Genomic DNA, 19,266 nt, shown 5'->3' on the forward strand with positions numbered 1-19,266 from the left:
CCCTCCAGGATGATCCAAAACCTGATCCAATGCAGGCAAGCCTAGTTCCGTTCGTGTACGAACGAAAGCCCGAAAATGCGGCCGGGTTTGGTGAGTGGTTGGGCTGTCAGCCCCCCGTTTTCTACCCCTTCGGCTGGATGCCGTCGCGCACGGCGCGGAAGCGGGTGAAGGCGTCGGACCACTGGTCGCGCGGGGCGCTGGCGATGATGCGCAGCGAGGTGCCGCCGCCGAAGCGGATCCACTGCACCACCGTCACCGGGATCTTGTCCCTGCCGCTGACGCCGTCGATCCGGGTCTCGAAGCCCGGCTGGCCGTTGATGCGGATCGGCTCCGACATAGTGACCTTGGTTTCGCGCAAGCCGGCGATTTGAAGCGCCGCCTCCTGGGCGAAGCGCGCGCGGTCGTCGGCGGCCTGCGGGGTGGCGCCGATCAGGCCGAGGATCATGAACGGCTTGGATTCATAGCCCGAGCTCTCATTGCCATCGGCCAGGATGATGCTCGAGCCCGGCACCAGCGTGCGGATATCCTTGAAGCCGGCGAGATCGGTGATCTTGAACGGCAACAGCCCGATCTGCTCGTCAGCCGACACCTCCTTGCGGATGACGGCAGTCGCAAACATCTGCCGCACCGCCTCGTCGGTGTAGATCTTCGAAGCGTTCTCGGGGATTTGCACCGCGACATAGCCGGAGAAGCCGGTGCCCGGCACGATCATCGAATAGCGCTTCACCAGCGTGTCGCCAGCCTTGGCACTTTCGGTGGTAAAATACGCAAGGCCCGCTGATGTCTCGATCTTGTCCGGCTTGACGCCATTGGCGCCGGCCGGATTGGCGTTGAAGGCGCTGACGACTTCGTTATAGGCCGCCGGCGGCAGCTCGGTGATCAGCACCTTGACGCTGCCATCCTCGCTCTCGAAGCCCGGAAAGGTCTTGGCCTTGCTGAGGCCGACCAGAGGCACCATGCCGAGACGCAAGCCGGGCGGATAGACGGCATCGGCGGCGAGCGCCGGAAATGCCGTGGCGACGAGGAGGGCCAGCGCAGCGAGGGAGCGGGTCAGCTTCATGGGCACTCTGTTTGGTTCACATTGAGGCCGTACGATGGTCGGCCTTTGGGCCGCTTTATCGCGCGAAGCAGCCCCATGGCGAAGCTGTCCGGCCGGCCGCCTTTTAGCGGGTTTGGCGCCCCGGTAACAGGGCCGGGCCGCTGATGGCGACGGGCGGCCGGTCGATCTCCGAACCCGTTAATATTTCCTCACCCGCAAGGGCTGGAGGGGCGGATACGATCTTCCAAAACCCAATGTTTTCACGGCCCAAAGTTGCGTTCGGTCCTTGCGGGCCCCTCCCCCCCTCCTATATGAGCCTCAACCATCGCAATATCGCGAATGTTTGATCTTAGGGGGTTTCGGTTCGGGTGCCTTCTGGGCCCAGCCAACCTGCCGCAAAAAGAAGGATATCAGGACCATGGGAAAGGTCATTGGGATCGACCTCGGCACCACGAATTCGTGCGTCGCCGTAATGGACGGCAAGAACGCCAAAGTCATCGAGAATTCCGAGGGCATGCGCACGACGCCTTCGATCGTCGCCGTGACCGACGACGGTGAGCGCCTCGTCGGCCAGCCTGCCAAGCGCCAGGCCGTGACCAATCCGGAGCGTACGTTCTTCGCAGTGAAGCGCCTGATCGGCCGCCGCTACGACGACCCGATGGTCGAGAAGGACAAGAAGCTCGTTCCGTACAAGATCGTGAAGGCTTCCAACGGCGACGCCTGGGTCGAGGCCGACGGCCAGACCTACTCGCCCTCGCAGGTCTCGGCGTTCATCTTGCAGAAGATGAAGGAGACCGCGGAAGCCCATCTCGGCCAGAAGGTCGACCAGGCTGTTATCACCGTTCCCGCTTACTTCAACGACGCCCAGCGCCAGGCCACCAAGGATGCCGGCAAGATCGCGGGCCTTGAAGTGCTGCGCATCATCAACGAGCCGACCGCGGCTGCGCTGGCCTATGGCCTCGACAAGACCAAGGCCGGCACCATCGCCGTGTACGACCTCGGCGGCGGCACGTTCGATATTTCCATTCTCGAAATCGGCGACGGCGTGTTCGAGGTGAAGTCGACCAACGGCGACACCTTCCTCGGCGGCGAAGACTTCGACATGCGCCTCGTGGGCTACCTCGCGGACGAGTTCCAGAAGGAGCAGGGCATCAACCTGCGCAACGACAAGCTTGCGTTGCAGCGCCTGAAGGAAGCCGCTGAAAAGGCCAAGATCGAGCTGTCGTCGACGACGCAGACCGAGATCAACCTGCCCTTCATCACCGCGGACCAGACCGGCCCGAAGCATCTGACGATGAAGCTCACCCGCGCCAAGTTCGAGGCGCTGGTCGACGACCTCGTGCAGAAGACCATCGAGCCCTGCCGCAAGGCGCTGAAGGATGCCGGCGTCACCGCCGGCGAGATCGGCGAAGTGGTTCTGGTCGGCGGCATGACCCGCATGCCGAAGGTCCAGGAAGTCGTGAAGCAGCTGTTCGGCAAGGAGCCGCACAAGGGCGTCAACCCGGACGAAGTCGTGGCGATCGGCGCTGCGATCCAGGCCGGCGTGCTCCAGGGCGACGTCAAGGACGTGCTGCTGCTCGACGTGACCCCGCTGTCGCTGGGCATCGAGACCTTGGGCGGCGTGTTCACCCGCATCATCGACCGCAACACCACGATCCCGACCAAGAAGAGCCAGGTGTTCTCGACGGCTGAAGACAATCAGAATGCCGTCACCATCCGCGTCTTCCAGGGCGAGCGTGAAATGGCGGCCGACAACAAGATGCTCGGCCAGTTCGACCTGATGGGCATTCCGCCGGCTCCGCGCGGCATGCCGCAGATCGAGGTGACCTTCGACATCGACGCCAACGGCATCGTCAACGTCTCGGCCAAGGACAAGGCCACCGGCAAGGAGCAGCAGATCCGCATCCAGGCCTCTGGTGGTCTGTCGGAAGCCGACATCGACAAGATGGTCAAGGACGCCGAGGCCAACGCCGCGGCCGACAAGCAGCGCCGCGAGGCGGTCGATGCCAAGAACCATGCCGACGCGCTGGTGCACTCCACCGAGAAGGCGCTGGCCGAGCACGGTTCGAAGGTCTCGGAGACCGAGCGCCGCGCCATCGAGGACGCCGTCAGCGACCTCAAGGAAGCGCTGAAGGGCAGCGATGCCGAGGCGATCAAGGCCAAGACCAACACGCTGGCCCAGGCTTCGATGAAGCTCGGCGAGGCCATGTACAAGCAGCAGGCCGAGGCCGACGCGGCCAAGGACGCTGCGAAGGACGACGTCGTCGACGCGGAATTCACCGAAGTCGACGACGACAAGAACAACAAGAAGTCCGCATAAGCCCCGCGAGGGTCATGATGCGGACGGCTTGGACCCCACACGCTGAAGCGGCCTCCCCCCTCAGGGGGGAGGCTTTCGTGTCGGGGCGGGCGGGTAGGCCCGTTACGATCAATCAATTCCCAGCCTTTATGCTCAACGCTGCCATGCAGCCCTCTGCAGTGATGCCGAAGGCTGCCTATATCGTCGCGTGGCGACGTTGTTTCGCACCGACTTGAATCGCGATCGGATAGACCTGAGTCAGACATGTCCACGTCCACCAAGCGCTGCTACTACGAAACCCTCGAAGTCGATCGCACGGCCGACGAGAGCAAGCTGAAATCGTCGTTCCGCAAGCTGGCGATGAAATTCCATCCCGACCGCAATCCCGGGGATGAGACCAGCGAAGTCAAGTTCAAGGAAATCAACGAGGCCTACGAGGTCCTGAAGGACAAGGACAAGCGCGCCGCCTATGACCGCTTCGGCCATGCCGCGTTCGAGCAGGGTGGCCCTGGTGGCGGCGGTGCCGGATTCGGCGCGGGCTTTGCATCCTCCTTCTCCGACATTTTCGAAGATCTGTTCGGCATGGCCGGGCAGCGCGGCCGCGGCGGCCGCGAGCGTGGCGCCGACCTGCGCTACAACATGGAAATCACCCTCGAGGAAGCCTTCGGCGGCAAGACCGCGCAGATCGAGATTCCGGTCTCGGTCACCTGCGAGGCCTGCTCGGGTATCGGCGCCAAGGCCGGCACCAAGCCGAAGACCTGCTCGACCTGTGGCGGGCAAGGGCGCGTGCGGCAGTCGCAGGGCTTCTTTACCCTCGAGCGCACCTGCCCCGGCTGTCAGGGCCGCGGCCAGATGATCGAGGACGCCTGTCCGTCCTGCTCGGGCCAGGGGCGCGTCACTCGCGAGCGAACGCTGTCGGTCAACATTCCGCAGGGCGTCGAGGACGGCACCAGGATCAGGCTCGCCGGCGAAGGCGAGGCCGGGGTGCGCGGCGGTCCGCCCGGCGACCTCTACATCTTCCTGTCGCTGGCCCAGCACCAGTTCTTCCAGCGCGACGGCGCCGACCTGCATTGCCGCGTGCCGATCTCGATGGTCACGGCCGCGCTCGGCGGCGAATTCGAGGTGCCCACCATCGAGAAGGGCAAGGCCAAGGTGAAGGTGCCCGCCGGAACCCAGTCCGGCCGTCGATTCCGCATCGCATCAAAAGGCATGCCGGTGCTGCGCTCGCGCCAGATGGGCGACATGTACGTCCAGGTCGTGGTCGAGACCCCGCAGAACCTCACCAAGAAGCAGCAGGAATTGCTGGCCGAGTTCGAAAAGCTCTCCTCCGGCAACACCCAGCCGGAATCCGAGGGCTTCTTCGCCAAGGTCAAGGATTTCTTCGGTAATCGGGCGAACTGAGCCGGCTTGACCGTATCGACTTCGGCCTATACGTCTTTATGACCATTTTCTGACAGCCGCGGTCACGCGGTCTCGTCCCGTCCGGTCCAGACATGCCATTGCCGTCGTCCGCGCGTGCGTTGAAGAAGCCCCGTCTCGATGACGAGGTGCGCTTCCTCAGATCGTGGATTGAAAAGCCCCTCCACATGGGCGCGGTGATGCCCTCGGGCAAGCTGCTCGCGCGGACCATGGCGCATTATGTCGACGTCGATTCGGATGCTCCGGTGGTCGAGCTCGGGCCCGGCACGGGCGCTATCACCTCGGCCCTGGTCGAGCGCGGCGTCGATCAGAAGCGTCTCGTTCTCGTCGAATACAATCCCGGCTTCTGCGCGCTGCTGCGTGACCGTTATCCGCAGGCCAAGGTGGTGCAGGGCGATGCCTATCGCCTGCGCGACACGCTCTGGAACGTGCTGAGCGCGCCGGCGAGTGCGGTGGTCTCCGGCCTGCCGCTCGTCACAAAACCGATGCTGACGCGGCTTCGGCTGATTCGCGATGCCTTCGCGGCGCTCGCGCCCGGCGCGCCCTTCGTCCAGTTCACCTATGCGGTGGTGCCGCCGATCCCGAAATCGCTGCCCGGCGTGTCCACAGAGGCCTCGGAACGGATCTGGATGAACCTTCCGCCGGCCCGCGTCTGGGTGTATCGCAAGGACTAATTCCGCCGGCGTCTTCCTTTGCACGGCGGGCTTGTTTCGCCGAACGTATGGAAGAGGATGTCCGCTCCGAAGATCCTGGTCATTCCCGGCTCGCTGCGCACCGGCTCGCACAATGTGAAGCTGGCGGCGGTCCTCGCTTATGAAATCGCCCAGGCCGGCGTCGACGTCACCCGCATCTCGCTCGCCGATTTTCCGCTGCCGATCTACGACGGCGATCTCCAGGCCAAATCGGGCATCCCGAAGCATGCCATCAATCTCAAGCGCATGATCGGCGCGCATCACGGCGTGCTGTTGGTCTCGCCCGAATACAATGCTTCGGTGCCGCCGCTGCTCAAGAACGCGATCGACTGGGTCAGCCGCGTGCACGATCTGCACGAGGCGCGCGGCGACGTCTTCCGCAACCGCGCCTTCGCGCTCGCCGGTGCGTCGCAGAGCCGGCTTGGAGCTGCTCGCGCGCTGCAGGCGTTGCGCCTGATCCTGACCTCCTGCCACGCCAATGTGATCGCAAGCCAGTTCACGCTCGCCTTTGCCGACCAGGCCTATGACGATATGGACAGGCTCAAGGGTCAGGGCGATATCGACTCCATGCGGGAGATGGTGCGGCAGTTGATCGATATTTCCCAACGCTTGATGTGAGGTGACATGACGCCAGCCGAAATCGCCCCGAAAGACCGCCTGATCGTCGCGCTCGATCTGCCCAGCGTCGATGCCGCGGAGGCGATGATTGCGAAGCTCGGCGACAGCGTCACATTTTACAAGATCGGCTATCGCCTCGCTTATGCCGGCGGCTTGCCGCTGGTTACCAAGCTTGCCGACGGCGGCAAGAAGGTCTTTCTCGATCTCAAGCTGCACGACATCGGCAACACGGTGTCACAAGGCGTCGAGAGCATCACCAGGCTGGGGGCGACCTTCCTCACCGTGCACGCCTATCCGCAGACCATGAAGGGCGCCGTCGAGGGCCGCGGCTCGTCGAAGCTGAAGCTCCTCGCCGTGACGGTGCTGACCTCCTACAATGACGACGATCTGCATGCGGCAGGCTTCCGGCTCGGCGTCTCCGAACTGGTCGAGGCGCGTGCGCAGCAGGCGCAGGCCCTCGGCATCGACGGTCTCGTGTCCTCGCCCGAGGAGGCCGAAGGCTTGCGCAAGATCGTCGGCCAGCAGATGAACCTCGTCACACCAGGCATCCGTCCGGCGGGTGGGGCTATCGGCGATCAGAAGCGCATCATGACGCCCGCCCGCGCGATTGCCGCGGGCGCGGATTATCTCGTCGTCGGGCGGCCGGTGGTGGAAGCCGCCGACCCCAGGGCGGCGGCTGACGCCATCCAGGCCGAGATCGCGCAAGCACTCGGCTAGCGCATGATCCGGAAAAGTGTGAAGCGGTTTTCCGAAAAGACCATGCGCAAACAAAGAGCTAAAGCGCGATGACGATTCAACCCCATCTCATCGCCCTTTAGCGATCAACAAGGGAGAAGAACAATGGCAAAAGGCTACTGGATCGGACGCGTCGACGTGAACAATGACGAGGGCTACAAACCCTATGCCGTCGCCAATGGTCCGATCTTCAAGAAGTGGGGCGGCCGCTTCGTGGTCCGCGGCGGCAAGTTCACCACCGTCGAAGGCGGCAGCCGCAACCGCAACGTCGTGATCGAATTCCCTGATTACCAGACCGCGATCGCCTGTTACAATTCGCCGGAATATCAGGCCAATATCAAGGTGCGCCAGCCGCACTCGATCGCCGACCTCATCATCATCGAGGGCTACGACGGCCCGCAGCCGTCGGACGGCTAACACACACCGTCATTCCGGGGCGATGCGCAGCATCGAACCCGGAATCCAGAGATTCCGGGTTTGCCTTCGGCGCCCCGGAATGACGGCCTTTCATCCCCTCGGTTGCCGGAACTGCATCCCGCCGCTACAACGGCCCCTGAGAGGATCACACCATGCCAGAGATGCGCCTGATTGTTGCTGGAGCCGGCGGCCGGATGGGCCGCGCCCTGACGCGGGCGATTGCCGACAGCAAAGGCGCGGTGCTGGCAGGCGCCCTCGAGGCGCCCGGCTCGGAGCTCCTGGGCAAGGATGCCGGCGTGCTCGCCGGCCTGCCGGAAAACGGCATCAAGCTGTCCGCCGATCTCTGGGCGATGTCGAAGGACGCCGACGGCATTCTGGATTTCACCGTGCCGGCCGCAACCATTGCCAATGTCGCGATCGCGGCCGAGCGCGGGCTGGTTCATGTCATCGGCACAACCGGGCTGTCAGGCTCCGACAATGCCGTGATCAAAAGCGTCACCAACCGCGCAGTCGTGGTGCAGTCGGGCAATATGAGCCTGGGCGTCAATCTGCTCGCGGCCGTGGTCAAGCGCGTCGCCAAGGCGCTCGACGAAAGCTTTGACATCGAGATCGTCGAATCCCATCACCGCATGAAGGTCGATGCGCCCTCAGGGACCGCGCTGATGCTCGGCCAGGCGGCAGCCAGCGGTCGCGGCATCCCGCTCGACGATGCGCATTCGGAGCGCGGCCGCGACGGCATCACCGGCGCGCGCAAGCCGGGCGCGATCGGCTTTGCTTCCTTGCGCGGCGGCACCGTCGCCGGCGATCACAGCGTGACCTTCCTCGGCCCGTTCGAACGCCTGACGTTATCGCATCAGGCGGAGGACCGTATCCTGTTCGCCCATGGCGCGCTCAAGGCGGCGCTGTGGGCGCATGGCAAGAAGCCCGGACACTACTCGATGGCCGACGTGCTCGGCCTCACCGACATCTGAACCAAGCAAGCAACGGAATTGGGCAATGAGCGAACGTCTTCTCGTGCTGGTGCGCCACGGCCAGAGCGAATGGAATTTGAAGAATCTGTTCACCGGCTGGAAGGATCCTGACCTCACCGAGCAGGGCGTCGCGGAAGCCAAGGAAGCCGGCCGCAAGCTGAAGGCCCACGGCCTCGTGTTCGACGTCGCCTTCACCTCCGTGCTGACGCGCGCGCAGCACACGCTCGATCTCATTCTCACCGAGCTCGGCCAGACCGGCCTGCCCACCTCGAAGAATCTCGCCCTGAACGAGCGCGACTATGGCGACCTCTCCGGCCTCAACAAGGACGACGCCCGCAAGAAATGGGGCGAGGAGCAGGTGCATGTCTGGCGCCGCTCCTACGACGTGCCGCCGCCCGGCGGCGAAAGCCTGAAGGACACGCTGGCGCGCGCGCTGCCGTACTACGTGCAGGAGATCCTGCCCGGCGTGCTCAATGGCAAGCGCACGCTGGTCGCGGCCCACGGCAACTCGCTGCGGGCTTTGATCATGGTGCTGGAAAAACTGTCGCCCGAAGGCATTTTGAAGCGCGAGCTCGCCACCGGCGTGCCGATCATCTACCGGCTCAATGCGGATTCGACGGTGGCCTCGAAGCTGGATCTGGCGTCGTAGTCGTTCGGGAGAGGCCGCAGAGCGGCGCAGAAAGGGCGGCTTCCATGGCAGAGGATTCGGCTCGCAGTGGAATCTCCCGACGTGACGCCGCCAAGCTAGGCCTTGGCCTTGGTTTGTTGTCGGTCGCCGGTGCCGGAAAGGCGGCCGAGCCCTATGAGACGGTTCTCGAAGCCAAAATCATGGTGCCGATGCGCGACGGCATCAGGCTTGCGACCGATGTCTATCGTCCAGCGCGGAACGGGAAGGCGCTGCCTGGCCCGTTTCCGGTGATTCTCGAGCGAACTCCCTACGGCCGCAATATCGTCAGCCGATCCGAATTGTCCGTCGCGGAGCCGAAGCCGAAATCGCGCGCCGAGGTCGCGGCGTACTTCGCGAAGGCCGGCTACGTCGTGATCTATCAGGATTGCCGCGGGCGCTATGACAGCGAAGGCGAGTTCGTCAAATATCTGAGCGACGGAAACGACGGCTACGATTGCTGCAAATGGATCGTGGCTCAGCCATGGTGCAACGGCAAGATCGGCACCATGGGGCTATCCTATGCGGCTCATACGCAGGGCGCGCTCGGCTGCACCAACCCGCCGGGCATTGCTGCGATGTTTCTCGACAGCGGCGGCTTCTCCAATTCCTACCAGGGTGGGATTCGCCAGGGCGGAGCTTTCGAGCTGAAGCAGGTGACTTGGGGCTTCAACAACGGATTGGTCAGCTCGGCGGTTCAGAACGATCCAATCAGGCTCGCCGAAATGAAGGCGGTGGACCTGAAGGCCTGGTTCGCGCGCATGCCCTGGAAGCGCGGCCATTCGCCGCTGACGCCCGCTCCCGAATACGAGAACTATGTCTACGACCAGTGGGAACACGGCAATTTCGACGCGTACTGGAAGCAGATCGGCATTCATGCCGCCGGCTATTATGACCAGTTCAGCGACGCACCGATGGTGCACATGTCGTCGTGGTTCGATCCCTATCCGCGCACGGCGACCGAGAATTACATCGGTCTCAAGGCCCGCAAGAAAGGGCCGGTCAGGCTGATCCTCGGCCCCTGGACACACGGCGACCGCTCGCTGACCTATGCAGGCGACGTCGATTTCGGACCTGCCGCCACGCTCGACCGCAATCTGGCGCCGGACTATCTGAGCCTGAGATTGCGCTGGTTCGACGCCTGGCTGAAAGGCGAGCCCAACGGCGTGGCCGAAGAGCCGCCGGTGCGGGTCTTCGTCATGGGAGGCGGCTCCGGCCGCCGCAACGATGCAGGCCGGCTCGATCACGGCGGGCGCTGGCGCAGTGAGAAGGACTGGCCGATCCCGGACGCGCGCAACACGCTCTATCATCTGCATGAGGATGGCCGGCTGGCGCCGGAGCTGCCTGCAGCGGCGGCCGAGCCGCTGACCTTCGATTTCGATCCCGCGCATCCGGTGCCGACGATCGGTGGCACCGTGACGTCGGGCGCGCCGGTGATGGTTGGCGGTGCCTTTGATCAGACTGAGGGGCCGCGCTTCTTCGGCTCGCGCGAGCCTTATCTGCCGCTCGCCGCACGCCCCGACGTGCTGGTGTTCGAGACGCCGATGCTCGATCGGGACATCGAGATCACCGGGCCGATCGCGGCGCATCTGTGGGTTTCGTCCGACCAGCCCGATACCGACATCACCATCAAGCTGGTCGACGTCTATCCGCCCTCAGAGGATTATCCGCAGGGCTTTGCCATGAACCTGACCGACGGCATCCTGCGGCTGCGCTATCGCAAGTCCTGGGAAAAACCCGAGATGCTGAAGGCCGGTGAGCCCGTTGCGGTGACGGTGGAGGCTTTCCCCACTGCCAATCTCTTCAAGCGCGGGCATCGCATCCGGCTCGATATCTCCTCGAGCAATTTTCCTCACTTCGACGTCAATCCGAACACCGGCGCCCCTGAAGGCAGGGGCCTGTCGCGACGCGTCGCTCGCAACACGATCTACCTGGATCGCGATCGCCCGTCGCACGTGGTGCTGCCTGTCATCCCCGAGCGCTCGTGATCCACTAGTCTAGCCAGCTGTAGGGTGGGTTAGACGGTGACTGCGCGAAGCGCAGTCGGCGGCGTAACCCACCACTTCTGCCATCACGGAAATCGAAGAGGTGGGTTACGCCAAGGGGACTGCGCTTCGCGCAGCCCGGGGCTAACCCACCCTACTGCATCTTGCCTACTGCATCCCGAGCTGCCCGGCTTCCCAGCCCAGCATCGCCTGCTTGCGAGTGATGCCCCAGTGATAGCCTGTCAGCGTGCCGCTCTTGCCGAGGGCGCGGTGGCAGGGCACGACGAAGGACACCGGGTTCTTGCCGACGGCTGCACCGACGGCGCGTGAGGCCTTCGGGCTGTTGATGTTGCAGGCGATGTCGGAATAGGACACCGCGCGGCCCATCGGAATTTTCAGCAGCGTCTCCCACACCCGCACTTCGAAATCGGTGCCGATCAGGACCACGCGCAGCGGCTGATCCGGCCGCCACAGTTTGGTGTCGAAGATGCGTGCCGCCAGCGGTGCGGTGCCCTCGTGGTCTTCGACATAGGTTGCGTTCCGCCAGCGCCGCGTCATGTCGGCAAGGGCGGCTTTCTCGTCGCCGGGGTCGGCGAAGGCGAGGCCGGCAAGGCCGCGATCGGTCGCGATCACGATCGCTGTTCCAAAGGGAGACGGATGGAAGCCGAAGCGCAAGGTCAGCCCCGCGCCGCCGTTCTTCCATTCACCCGGCGACATCGCTTCGTGGGTGACGAAGAGATCGTGCAGACGGCCCGGGCCCGACAGGCCCGAGTCGAGCGCCGCATCGAGGATGCTGGCGGAATCCCGCAACAGACCCTTGGCGTGGTCGAGGGTGAGCGCCTGCATGAAGGCCTTCGGCGTGATCGAGGCCCAACGGCGGAACAGATGATGCAGCTCATCCGCCGTGACGCCGGCCGCATCCGCCATCGCCTCGATGGTCGGCTGCGCGCGCCAGTTTTCCGAGATGAACGCGATGGCCCGGCGCACCGAATCATAGTCGCGCAGCGCGGCGTTCTGGGGGCCCGGCTTGGCCAGGCGCTGGTCATGTATGGCGAGTGTCATCATGAGCGGAAATGTAGGCGCGGGGAGGCGCCGAAACCACCCGATTTCCGACTGGGTTCAGGTCACCGGGTTGTAGGTCGGGCCGCGCTTGGCGGCGTTCAGGGCCTCAATCAAGCCTTTGTAGAAACTTGCCTTTTCGTCCGGTCCCAAGAAACGGGCGAGCTGGATCTGGTGGCCGCGCGAGATCAGATAGAGATGCTCGATGCCAAAGTCCTCGTCGACCTCCATGTCGAGCCGGACCCAGAGCGGATTGAAGGTCCATTCGGCGACCTGGCCGTGATGGCTGATACGCCGCACGCGTAGTTCTGTGGTCGTGACGGTGATCTCCTCGCGCGCCCGCCCGGTGCGGAAATTGACCTTGAAGGCCCACCAGACCACGAGCACGTCGAGGCCGAAAAAGCCGAGCACGGGCCAGGCGCCCTGCATCAGGAAGACAATTCCGGTGACGAAGCTGACGACGCTCAGGAACAGCATCACGGCCAGGAAGCCGGTGCGGTTCAACGAGCGGTGCGGCGTCAGCAGCGCGGAGAAGATCTGCGGTTCGGCATGACCTTCAGATTCCGCGCGCTCAATTTCGTTGCCTGTGCTCATCGTCCCTCAGTATATCCCGATCATGGCGAAAATCATCCGCAAGCCGGCCCCGCGCAAAGCGGCAGCGCCGAAGAAAAAGGCAAAGGCGGCCGTCGCAAAACCGAAGGCCCCCGCCAAAAAATCACTCAAGGCCATGAAACCTTGGACACCCGCGGAGATCCGCGAGGTCTTCACCCGATTCCGCGCAGCCAATCCCGAGCCGAGAGGCGAGCTCGAGCACGTCAACCCGTTCACGCTGCTGGTCGCCGTTGTGCTTTCGGCGCAGGCGACTGACGCCGGCGTCAACAAGGCGACACGCGCCTTGTTCGAGATCGCGGACACACCACAGAAAATGCTCGACCTCGGCGAGGAGCGTCTGCGCGACTACATCAAGACCATCGGCCTTTATCGCACCAAGGCCAAGAACGTGATCGCGCTGTCGGCGAAACTGCTCCGCGATTTCGGCGGCAAGGTGCCGCGCACGCGCGCCGAGATCGAGTCGCTGCCCGGCGCGGGACGCAAGACCGCCAATGTCGTGCTCAACATGGCCTTCGGCGAGCACACCATGGCGGTCGACACCCATGTCTTCCGCGTCGGCAACCGCACCGGTCTTGCGCCGGGCAAGACGCCGCTCGACGTCGAGCTTGGTCTCGAAAAGGTGATCCCGGCCGAGTTCATGCTGCATGCCCATCATTGGCTGATCCTGCACGGCCGCTATACCTGCCTCGCGCGCAAGCCGCGCTGCGAGGTATGCCTGATCAACGATCTCTGCCGCTGGCCGGAGAAAACGGTGTGAGCAAAAAGCTCCACCTGGCCCATTCATGCTGGCGCCGCTCGGCTTCGCCAGGGCAGGTGCTGCGCGCGTGTGGCGTGCAGGTAAGCTAGGCTGTATCGACAGTTGGGGCTCTCGATCGAGCGGCGGTCTCACTACACCTCTCCCGTAGGGAGAGGTCGGATCGCATTCATGCGATCCGGGTGAGGGGTTACACTCTCACCGTATGCCGCGGCCCCTCACCCGGATTGCTGCGCAATCCGACCTCTCCCCGTCGGGGAGAGGTGTGGTTATCGCATCTGCCGCGCCGGCTCGATCAGCTCGGGCCGCGGGCCCGACAGACGCTTGTGCATGTGGACCATGAAGGCCATGCCGAAGATCGGCGTCGCCAGGTTCACGACCGGAATCGAGACGAAGGCCGCGATGAAGAGGCCGGCGGTGAAGATCGTCGCGGCATTGTCGCGCCGCATCGCTTTCGCATCCTCCGGCGAGCGAAAGCGCATCGCGGCGAGCTCGAAATATTCGCGCCCCAACAGCCAGGCCGCGGCGAGGAAGAAGATCAGGAAACCGGCACCGGCCAGAAACACCAGCGGCAGTGCGGCAAGATACACCACGATGGTGAGCAGCGCGGTCTTGATACCTTCAAGGATGGCCTGGTTGAACGGTAGCGCCTCGCCGGGCTGCTCGGCCGGATAATATTCGCGCTCGACGATGTCGGCGACGTCGTCGACGAAGAAGCTCGCCACCAGCGAGGTGATCGCGGGCATCAGGAACACGCTGCCGAACACGACGCCGAATCCGGCCGCGATCGAGATGACCCAGGCCAGCACCTCCAGCGAGGCGTGCCAGCTCGGCCCGAGCAGCCCCTCCAGCCAGACCTCGCCATGGATGGCGAACCAGCTCAGGAGCCGCTGCAACCCGATCGCCAGGACGACGATGAGCACCAGCGCCAGTCCGATCGACCGCCACAGGATCGAACGCATCGGCGGCGACATCATTTGCGACAGCGCCTTCACGGCGGCATCAAGCATGGGAACCTCTCAGGAAACACTCAGCGAGAGGTAGACACCTCTGGGCGCTTCGGCAAGGGAGGCCTACAGGTCGCCGCAGGGGTTCAAGCCTCGGCGGCGATGCTGGCCCCGCAGGTGATGGCGCTGCAGGCCGAGCGGCCAAACCGATGTAGATTGTGTTTCTAAGAAGGCTTGTGAAGGCCTAGTCTCTTAGACCGAACGGACAGGGAGTGACGCATGGCTGAGACCGGATTGCCGCTCGAGGGCGTGCGGGTCGTCGAGATGACCCACATGGTGATGGGCCCGGCCTGCGGCATGATCCTCGCGCAGTTAGGGGCCGACGTGATCAAGGTCGAGCCACCCGCCGGCGACAAGACCCGTTCCCTCGGTGGCATGGGCACGGCGTTCTTCCCGCTGTTCAACCGCGGCAAGCGCAGTGTGGTGCTGGACTTCGATCAAGCTGCGGACCGGGACACCATGCATCGGCTGCTCGAGACTGCCGATGTGTTCCTGGAGAATTTTCGCGATGGCTTGCTGGAGAAACAGGGGCTCGGTGCGGAGGAATTGCGGCGACGGCATCCGCATCTCATTGTTGCCGGCCACAAGGGCTTTCTGTCAGGTCCCTACGAGCATCGTCCTGCGCTCGACGAGGTCGTGCAGATGATGTCGGGACTTGCCGCCATGACCGGCACAAAGGAGAAGCCGCAGCGCGTCGGCTCCTCCGCCAACGACATCATGGGCGGCATGTTCGGTGTGATCGCGATCCTGGCCGCGCTTTACCAGAAGCGTGGGGGAAAGCGCGACGGTGCCGACATCCGCATCGGCCTGTTCGAGAACTGCCTGTTCCTGGTCGCCCAGCACATGGTCGAATACGAGATGACCGGCAACAAGCCGCGCTCGATGCCGGAGCGCGAGCACGCCTGGCCGATCTACGACATTTTCGATGCCGCCGGCGACGGGAGGATTTTCATCGGCGTCGTCACCGAGGGCCACTGGCAGGCTTTCTGCCGCGAGTTCGGCCTCACCGAGTTTCTCGATGACTCGAGCTTGCGCACCACGACCGATCGCATCCTGGCCAGGCCGCGGATCCTTCCGCGCGTGGCCGAGATCATCCGGCAGCACGACGTGGCGGAACTGTCGCAGAAGCTCGATGCGCTCAACATCTGCTTCTCGCCGATCAACCGGCCCGAGGATCTCTTGACCGATCCGCATGTGCTGCGGCCGGGCGGACTCGTCACCAATGTCGCCGCCGACGGCCAGCCGTTCCATGTGCCGACGCTGCCGATCGAATGGAACGGCAGCCATTTTGGCGAAGGCCTGAAGGTCGCGTCGCTCGGCGCCGACACTTCCGCCGTTCGCGCCGCGGTCGACAACAAAGACGCAACGTCCAAAGCCGCTGGGAGGCGCGCATGAGCCGGATCGAAACGATCTATCCCGCGGACCGTGTGGCCTTGCGCGAAGTCGGTCTGCGCGATGGACTCCAGCTCGTCAAAAAGTTTCCGTCCACCGAAGCCAAGCAGCGCTGGGTGCGCGAGGAATATGCCGCGGGTGTCAGGCATTTCGAGGTCGGCTCGTTCCTCCCGGCGAAGACCTTTCCGCAATTCGTTGATGTCCGCGACGTCGTCGCGACGGTAGCGAGCCTGCCGGGCGCCCATGGCATTGCGCTTGCGCTCAACGAGCGCGGGGTCAACGAGGCGCTGGCGTCAGGTGTCGGGGAGATCGCCTCGGTGGTGTCGGCGACGGAAGAGCACAGCCAGGCCAATGCGCATCGTTCGCGCTTGTCCGCGATTGCCAACATCAAGCGGCTCTGCGAGCTGCGCGATGCCAGCGCGCACAAGCCGCTGGTGAACGCGGCGATCTCGATGGCGCTGGGCTGCTCGATCACAGGCGCGGTCGATCCGAAGGAGGTGCTGCGCCTCGTCGACAAATGCCTGGAGGCCGGCGTCGATTTCGTCGCGATCGCCGACACCGTGGGCTATGCCGGACCGAAGCAGGTCGGAGAGCTGTCGCGCGCGGCGGTCAAGCTCGCGGGTACCAAGCCGATCTGCATCCATCTCCACGACACCCGCGGCATGGGCATCGCCAACGCCGCCGCGGCACTCGACGAAGGCGTCCGCATCCTCGATGGCTCGCTCGGCGGCCTCGGCGGCTGCCCCTTCGCGCCGGGCGCGACCGGCAATGTCGTGTTCGAGGACCTGGTGTTCCTGTGCGAGAGCAAGGGTTTTGCCACGGGCATCGATCTGGAGAAGCTGATCCCGGTGCGGAGGATTTTGCGCGAAGAGATGCCGAACGAGCAGCTTTACGGTGGTGTGGCGAGGGCGGGGTTGCCGGGTAGGACGGCGAAGGCGGCGTAAGCTTCTCTGTCGACGGTGGCAGTATCGTAGGGTGGGCAAAGCGAAGCGTGCCCACGTCTTCTATCCATCATTGAGAGATCGTGGGCACGGCGCAAGTGCGCCTTTGCCCATCCTACAATTCTGCCGAGTGGGAGCGCAGCGAAGGAGGCGTGATCTTCGCCTCCCCCCCGCAAGCGGGGCGAGGGAGAGCACCTTCATCTCACAGCCGCGTCACACGCAGCCGCAGCGCGTTGCCGACCACGCTGACCGAGGACAGGGCCATCGCGGCGGCCGCGATGATCGGCGACAGCAGCACGCCGAAGGCGGGATAGAGGATGCCGGCGGCGATCGGGATGCCGGCGGCGTTGTAGATGAAGGCGAAGAACAGGTTTTGCCTGATATTGCTCATCGTCGCCTGCGACAGCTTTCGTGCGCGGACGATGCCGGTGAGGTCGCCCTTCAGCAGCGTGACGCCAGCGCTTTCCATCGCCACGTCAGTGCCGGTGCCCATGGCGATGCCGACTTCGGCCGCGGCCAGCGCCGGGGCGTCGTTGACGCCGTCACCGGCCATCGCGACGCTGCGCCCGGCCTCTTGCAGTTTTGTTACGACCGCGCTCTTCTGGTCGGGCAGCACCTCGGCTTCCACATCGGCGATGCCGAGCCGGCGTGCCACCGCTTCGGCCGTGGTGCGGTTGTCGCCGGTCAGCATGATCACCTTGATGCCCTCGGCCGCGAGCGCCTTGAGCGCTTCCGGGGTCGAAGCCTTGACCGGATCGGCAATCGCAAACAGGCCGGCGAGCTTGCCGTCGATGGCCATGTTGATCACCGTGGCGCCGTCGCCGCGCAGCCGCTCGGCCTCGCTGTCGAGTGCCTTGGTGTCGATACCGATCGATGTCAGATATTTTGCGTTGCCGAGCACGATGCTCTTGCCATCGACCTTTCCCGCCGCGCCCTTTCCGGTCGGCGAGTCGAACTCCTCGACCTGGCTCAGCGCCATCTGCTTCTCCTTCGCCGCACGCATGATCGCATCGGCCAGCGGATGCTCGCTGGCGCGCTCGACGCTGGCTGCAAGCCGCAGGATGTCATCCTCCGCAAAGCCTGATGCCGGCACGACCGACACCACCTTGGGCTTGCCCTCGGTCAGCGTGCCTGTCTTGTCGACCACCAGCGTGTCGATCTTCTCCATCCGCTCCAGCGCCTCGGCGTTCTTGATCAGCACGCCCGCCTGCGCGCCGCGGCCGACACCGACCATGATCGACATCGGGGTCGCAAGGCCCAGCGCACAGGGGCAGGCGATGATCAGCACACTGACAGCGGCGACGAGGCCGAAAGCGAGCCGCGGCTCCGGCCCGAACCACGCCCAGGCGGCGAAGGCGGCGATGGCAACGAGGATCACAGCCGGCACGAACCAGCCCGCGACCTGATCGGCAAGCCGCTGGATCGGCGCGCGCGAGCGCTGCGCGTCCGCGACCATCTGCACGATCTGCGACAGCAGCGTCTCGCGCCCGACCTTGTCGGCGCGCATGATGAAGCTGCCGGATTGATTGAGCGTGCCGGCAATGACCTTGGCGCCAGTCTCCTTGGTGACCGGCATGGATTCGCCCGTCACGAGCGACTCATCGAGCGAGGAGCGTCCTTCCAGGATGATGCCGTCGACAGGCACTTTCTCGCCGGGACGAACGCGCAGGCGATCACCGGCATGGAGCGTATCGATCTCGACCTCGTGCTCGCTGCCATCGGCATCGACGCGCCGCGCGGTCTTGGGTGCAAGCTGGAGCAGCGCCTTGATCGCACCCGATGTCGCATCGCGGGCGCGCAGCTCCAGCACCTGGCCGAGCAAAACCAGGACGGTGATGACGGCGGCCGCTTCAAAATAGACGGCAACCGCGCCTTCATGGCCGCGGAATGTTTCAGGGAAGATCTGCGGCGTGAGGGTTCCGAGCAGGCTGTAAACATAGGCGACGCCCGTGCCCATCGCGATCAGCGTGAACATGTTGAGATTGCGCGTCAGCAGCGACTGCCAGCCGCGGACGAAGAATGGCCAGCCGGCCCAGAGCACCACGGGCGTTGCGAACACCAGCTGGATCCAGTTCGACAATGTTGGATCGATCCAGTTGTGCGGACCGGCGAGATGGCCGCCCATCTCCAGCACCACGGGCGGCAACGACAGCACGCCGCCGATCCAGAACCGCCGCGTCATGTCGGCGAGCTCGGGGTTGGGCCCGGTCTCGAGGCTCGCGACCTCAGGCTCCAGCGCCATGCCGCAGATCGGGCAATTGCCGGGTCCGACCTGGCGGATCTGGGGATGCATCGGACAGGTGTAGATGGTGCCCGCGGGCATCTCGGGCTCGGGCGCTTTGTCCTTGGCAAGATATTTTGCGGGATCGGCAGCGAATTTGGCACGGCAGCCGGCCGAGCAGAAATGGAAGATCTCGCCCCGATGCTCAAACCGGTGTTTTGACGTCGCGGGATCGACCCTCATGCCGCAGACGGGATCGAGCACTTTCGCAGCCGTTCCGCTGTGGTCGTGATGATGCTGGGCGTGACCGGCATGATCGCCTTGGCCGCCGCAGCAGGACGAGGCCGCAGGCCTGGTGGCCGGCGCAGCAGCCTTGCTGGAACAGCCGCAGCCGGACTGAGTTTCCCCGTCGTGATGATGCCCATGATCCGCGCCGCTCAT

The 19,266-nt window shown here is 64.6% G+C and carries 17 protein-coding genes; 12 read left to right on the forward strand and 5 right to left on the reverse strand.

All coding sequences use genetic code 11. The features are described from left to right. Positions 1-121: 121 nt before the first annotated feature. Positions 122-1,060 (reverse strand): hypothetical protein, encoded by a 939-nt coding sequence (locus tag XH80_RS21185; RefSeq protein WP_271600244.1) that lies wholly within the window; start codon positions 1,058-1,060, stop codon positions 122-124. A gap of 397 nt (positions 1,061-1,457) precedes the next feature. Between XH80_RS21185 and dnaK the strand changes: the two genes are divergently transcribed. The 9 genes from dnaK to XH80_RS21230 all read left to right on the forward strand — a co-directional run bounded on the left by dnaK (position 1,458) and on the right by XH80_RS21230 (position 10,842). Next, the gene (gene dnaK / locus XH80_RS21190; RefSeq protein WP_057752106.1) at positions 1,458-3,359 is read left to right on the forward strand and encodes a molecular chaperone DnaK; all 1,902 of its coding nucleotides are present in this window, start codon (positions 1,458-1,460) and stop codon (positions 3,357-3,359) included. Positions 3,360-3,602: 243 nt separating this feature from the next. Then, positions 3,603-4,739 (forward strand): molecular chaperone DnaJ, encoded by a 1,137-nt coding sequence (gene dnaJ / locus XH80_RS21195; RefSeq protein ID WP_271600245.1) that lies wholly within the window; start codon positions 3,603-3,605, stop codon positions 4,737-4,739. 92 nt (positions 4,740-4,831) lie between these two features. Then, positions 4,832-5,431 carry a class I SAM-dependent methyltransferase gene (locus XH80_RS21200; RefSeq protein ID WP_057752113.1) on the forward strand — a complete coding sequence of 200 codons (600 nt, stop codon included), beginning with the start codon at positions 4,832-4,834 and terminating at the stop codon, positions 5,429-5,431. A 57-nt stretch (positions 5,432-5,488) separates the two neighbouring features. Further along, positions 5,489-6,067, forward strand: a complete 579-nt coding sequence (locus XH80_RS21205; RefSeq protein ID WP_057752117.1) for an NADPH-dependent FMN reductase — start codon at positions 5,489-5,491, stop codon at positions 6,065-6,067. A gap of 6 nt (positions 6,068-6,073) precedes the next feature. Next, the gene (pyrF, locus tag XH80_RS21210) at positions 6,074-6,784 is read left to right on the forward strand and encodes an orotidine-5'-phosphate decarboxylase (RefSeq protein WP_271600246.1); all 711 of its coding nucleotides are present in this window, start codon (positions 6,074-6,076) and stop codon (positions 6,782-6,784) included. A gap of 123 nt (positions 6,785-6,907) precedes the next feature. Beyond that, positions 6,908-7,219 (forward strand): DUF1330 domain-containing protein, encoded by a 312-nt coding sequence (locus XH80_RS21215; protein ID WP_271600247.1) that lies wholly within the window; start codon positions 6,908-6,910, stop codon positions 7,217-7,219. A 152-nt stretch (positions 7,220-7,371) separates the two neighbouring features. Then, a complete protein-coding gene (dapB, locus tag XH80_RS21220) occupies positions 7,372-8,190 on the forward strand; it encodes a 4-hydroxy-tetrahydrodipicolinate reductase (RefSeq protein WP_271600248.1) in 819 nt (272 codons plus the stop codon). Between the two features lie 25 nt (positions 8,191-8,215). Then, positions 8,216-8,839 (forward strand): 2,3-bisphosphoglycerate-dependent phosphoglycerate mutase, encoded by a 624-nt coding sequence (locus XH80_RS21225; RefSeq protein WP_271600249.1) that lies wholly within the window; start codon positions 8,216-8,218, stop codon positions 8,837-8,839. Positions 8,840-8,883: 44 nt separating this feature from the next. Next, complete coding sequence (locus XH80_RS21230) at positions 8,884-10,842, forward strand: CocE/NonD family hydrolase (RefSeq protein ID WP_271600250.1); 1,959 nt, start codon at positions 8,884-8,886, stop codon at positions 10,840-10,842. A gap of 165 nt (positions 10,843-11,007) precedes the next feature. Here the strand turns inward: XH80_RS21230 and XH80_RS21235 are convergent, their stop codons facing one another. Continuing rightward, a complete protein-coding gene (locus XH80_RS21235; protein ID WP_271600251.1) occupies positions 11,008-11,904 on the reverse strand; it encodes a bifunctional helix-turn-helix domain-containing protein/methylated-DNA--[protein]-cysteine S-methyltransferase in 897 nt (298 codons plus the stop codon). 54 nt (positions 11,905-11,958) lie between these two features. Then, positions 11,959-12,492 (reverse strand): DUF2244 domain-containing protein, encoded by a 534-nt coding sequence (locus XH80_RS21240; protein WP_271600252.1) that lies wholly within the window; start codon positions 12,490-12,492, stop codon positions 11,959-11,961. Between the two features lie 22 nt (positions 12,493-12,514). Between XH80_RS21240 and nth the strand changes: the two genes are divergently transcribed. Continuing rightward, entirely contained in the window at positions 12,515-13,267 is a 753-nt protein-coding gene (nth, locus tag XH80_RS21245; RefSeq protein ID WP_271600253.1) for an endonuclease III, read from the forward strand. Between the two features lie 266 nt (positions 13,268-13,533). Here the strand turns inward: nth and XH80_RS21250 are convergent, their stop codons facing one another. Further along, positions 13,534-14,274, reverse strand: a complete 741-nt coding sequence (locus tag XH80_RS21250; RefSeq protein ID WP_271600254.1) for a sulfate transporter family protein — start codon at positions 14,272-14,274, stop codon at positions 13,534-13,536. 216 nt (positions 14,275-14,490) lie between these two features. Here XH80_RS21250 and XH80_RS21255 point away from each other — a divergent pair, with 216 nt between their 5' ends. After that, complete coding sequence (locus tag XH80_RS21255; RefSeq protein ID WP_271600255.1) at positions 14,491-15,666, forward strand: CoA transferase; 1,176 nt, start codon at positions 14,491-14,493, stop codon at positions 15,664-15,666. Continuing rightward, positions 15,663-16,607: a hydroxymethylglutaryl-CoA lyase gene (locus tag XH80_RS21260; protein WP_271600256.1), complete on the forward strand. Its 945-nt coding sequence runs from the start codon at positions 15,663-15,665 to the stop codon at positions 16,605-16,607. The genes XH80_RS21255 and XH80_RS21260 overlap by 4 nt, the downstream gene beginning before the upstream one ends. Before the next feature lie 199 nt (positions 16,608-16,806). Here the strand turns inward: XH80_RS21260 and XH80_RS21265 are convergent, their stop codons facing one another. Then, the gene (locus tag XH80_RS21265; protein ID WP_271600257.1) at positions 16,807-19,266 is read right to left on the reverse strand and encodes a heavy metal translocating P-type ATPase; all 2,460 of its coding nucleotides are present in this window, start codon (positions 19,264-19,266) and stop codon (positions 16,807-16,809) included.

The organism is Bradyrhizobium sp. CCBAU 45384 (genome assembly GCF_028128665.1).
Classification (GTDB): Bacteria; Pseudomonadota; Alphaproteobacteria; order Rhizobiales; family Xanthobacteraceae; genus Bradyrhizobium; species Bradyrhizobium manausense.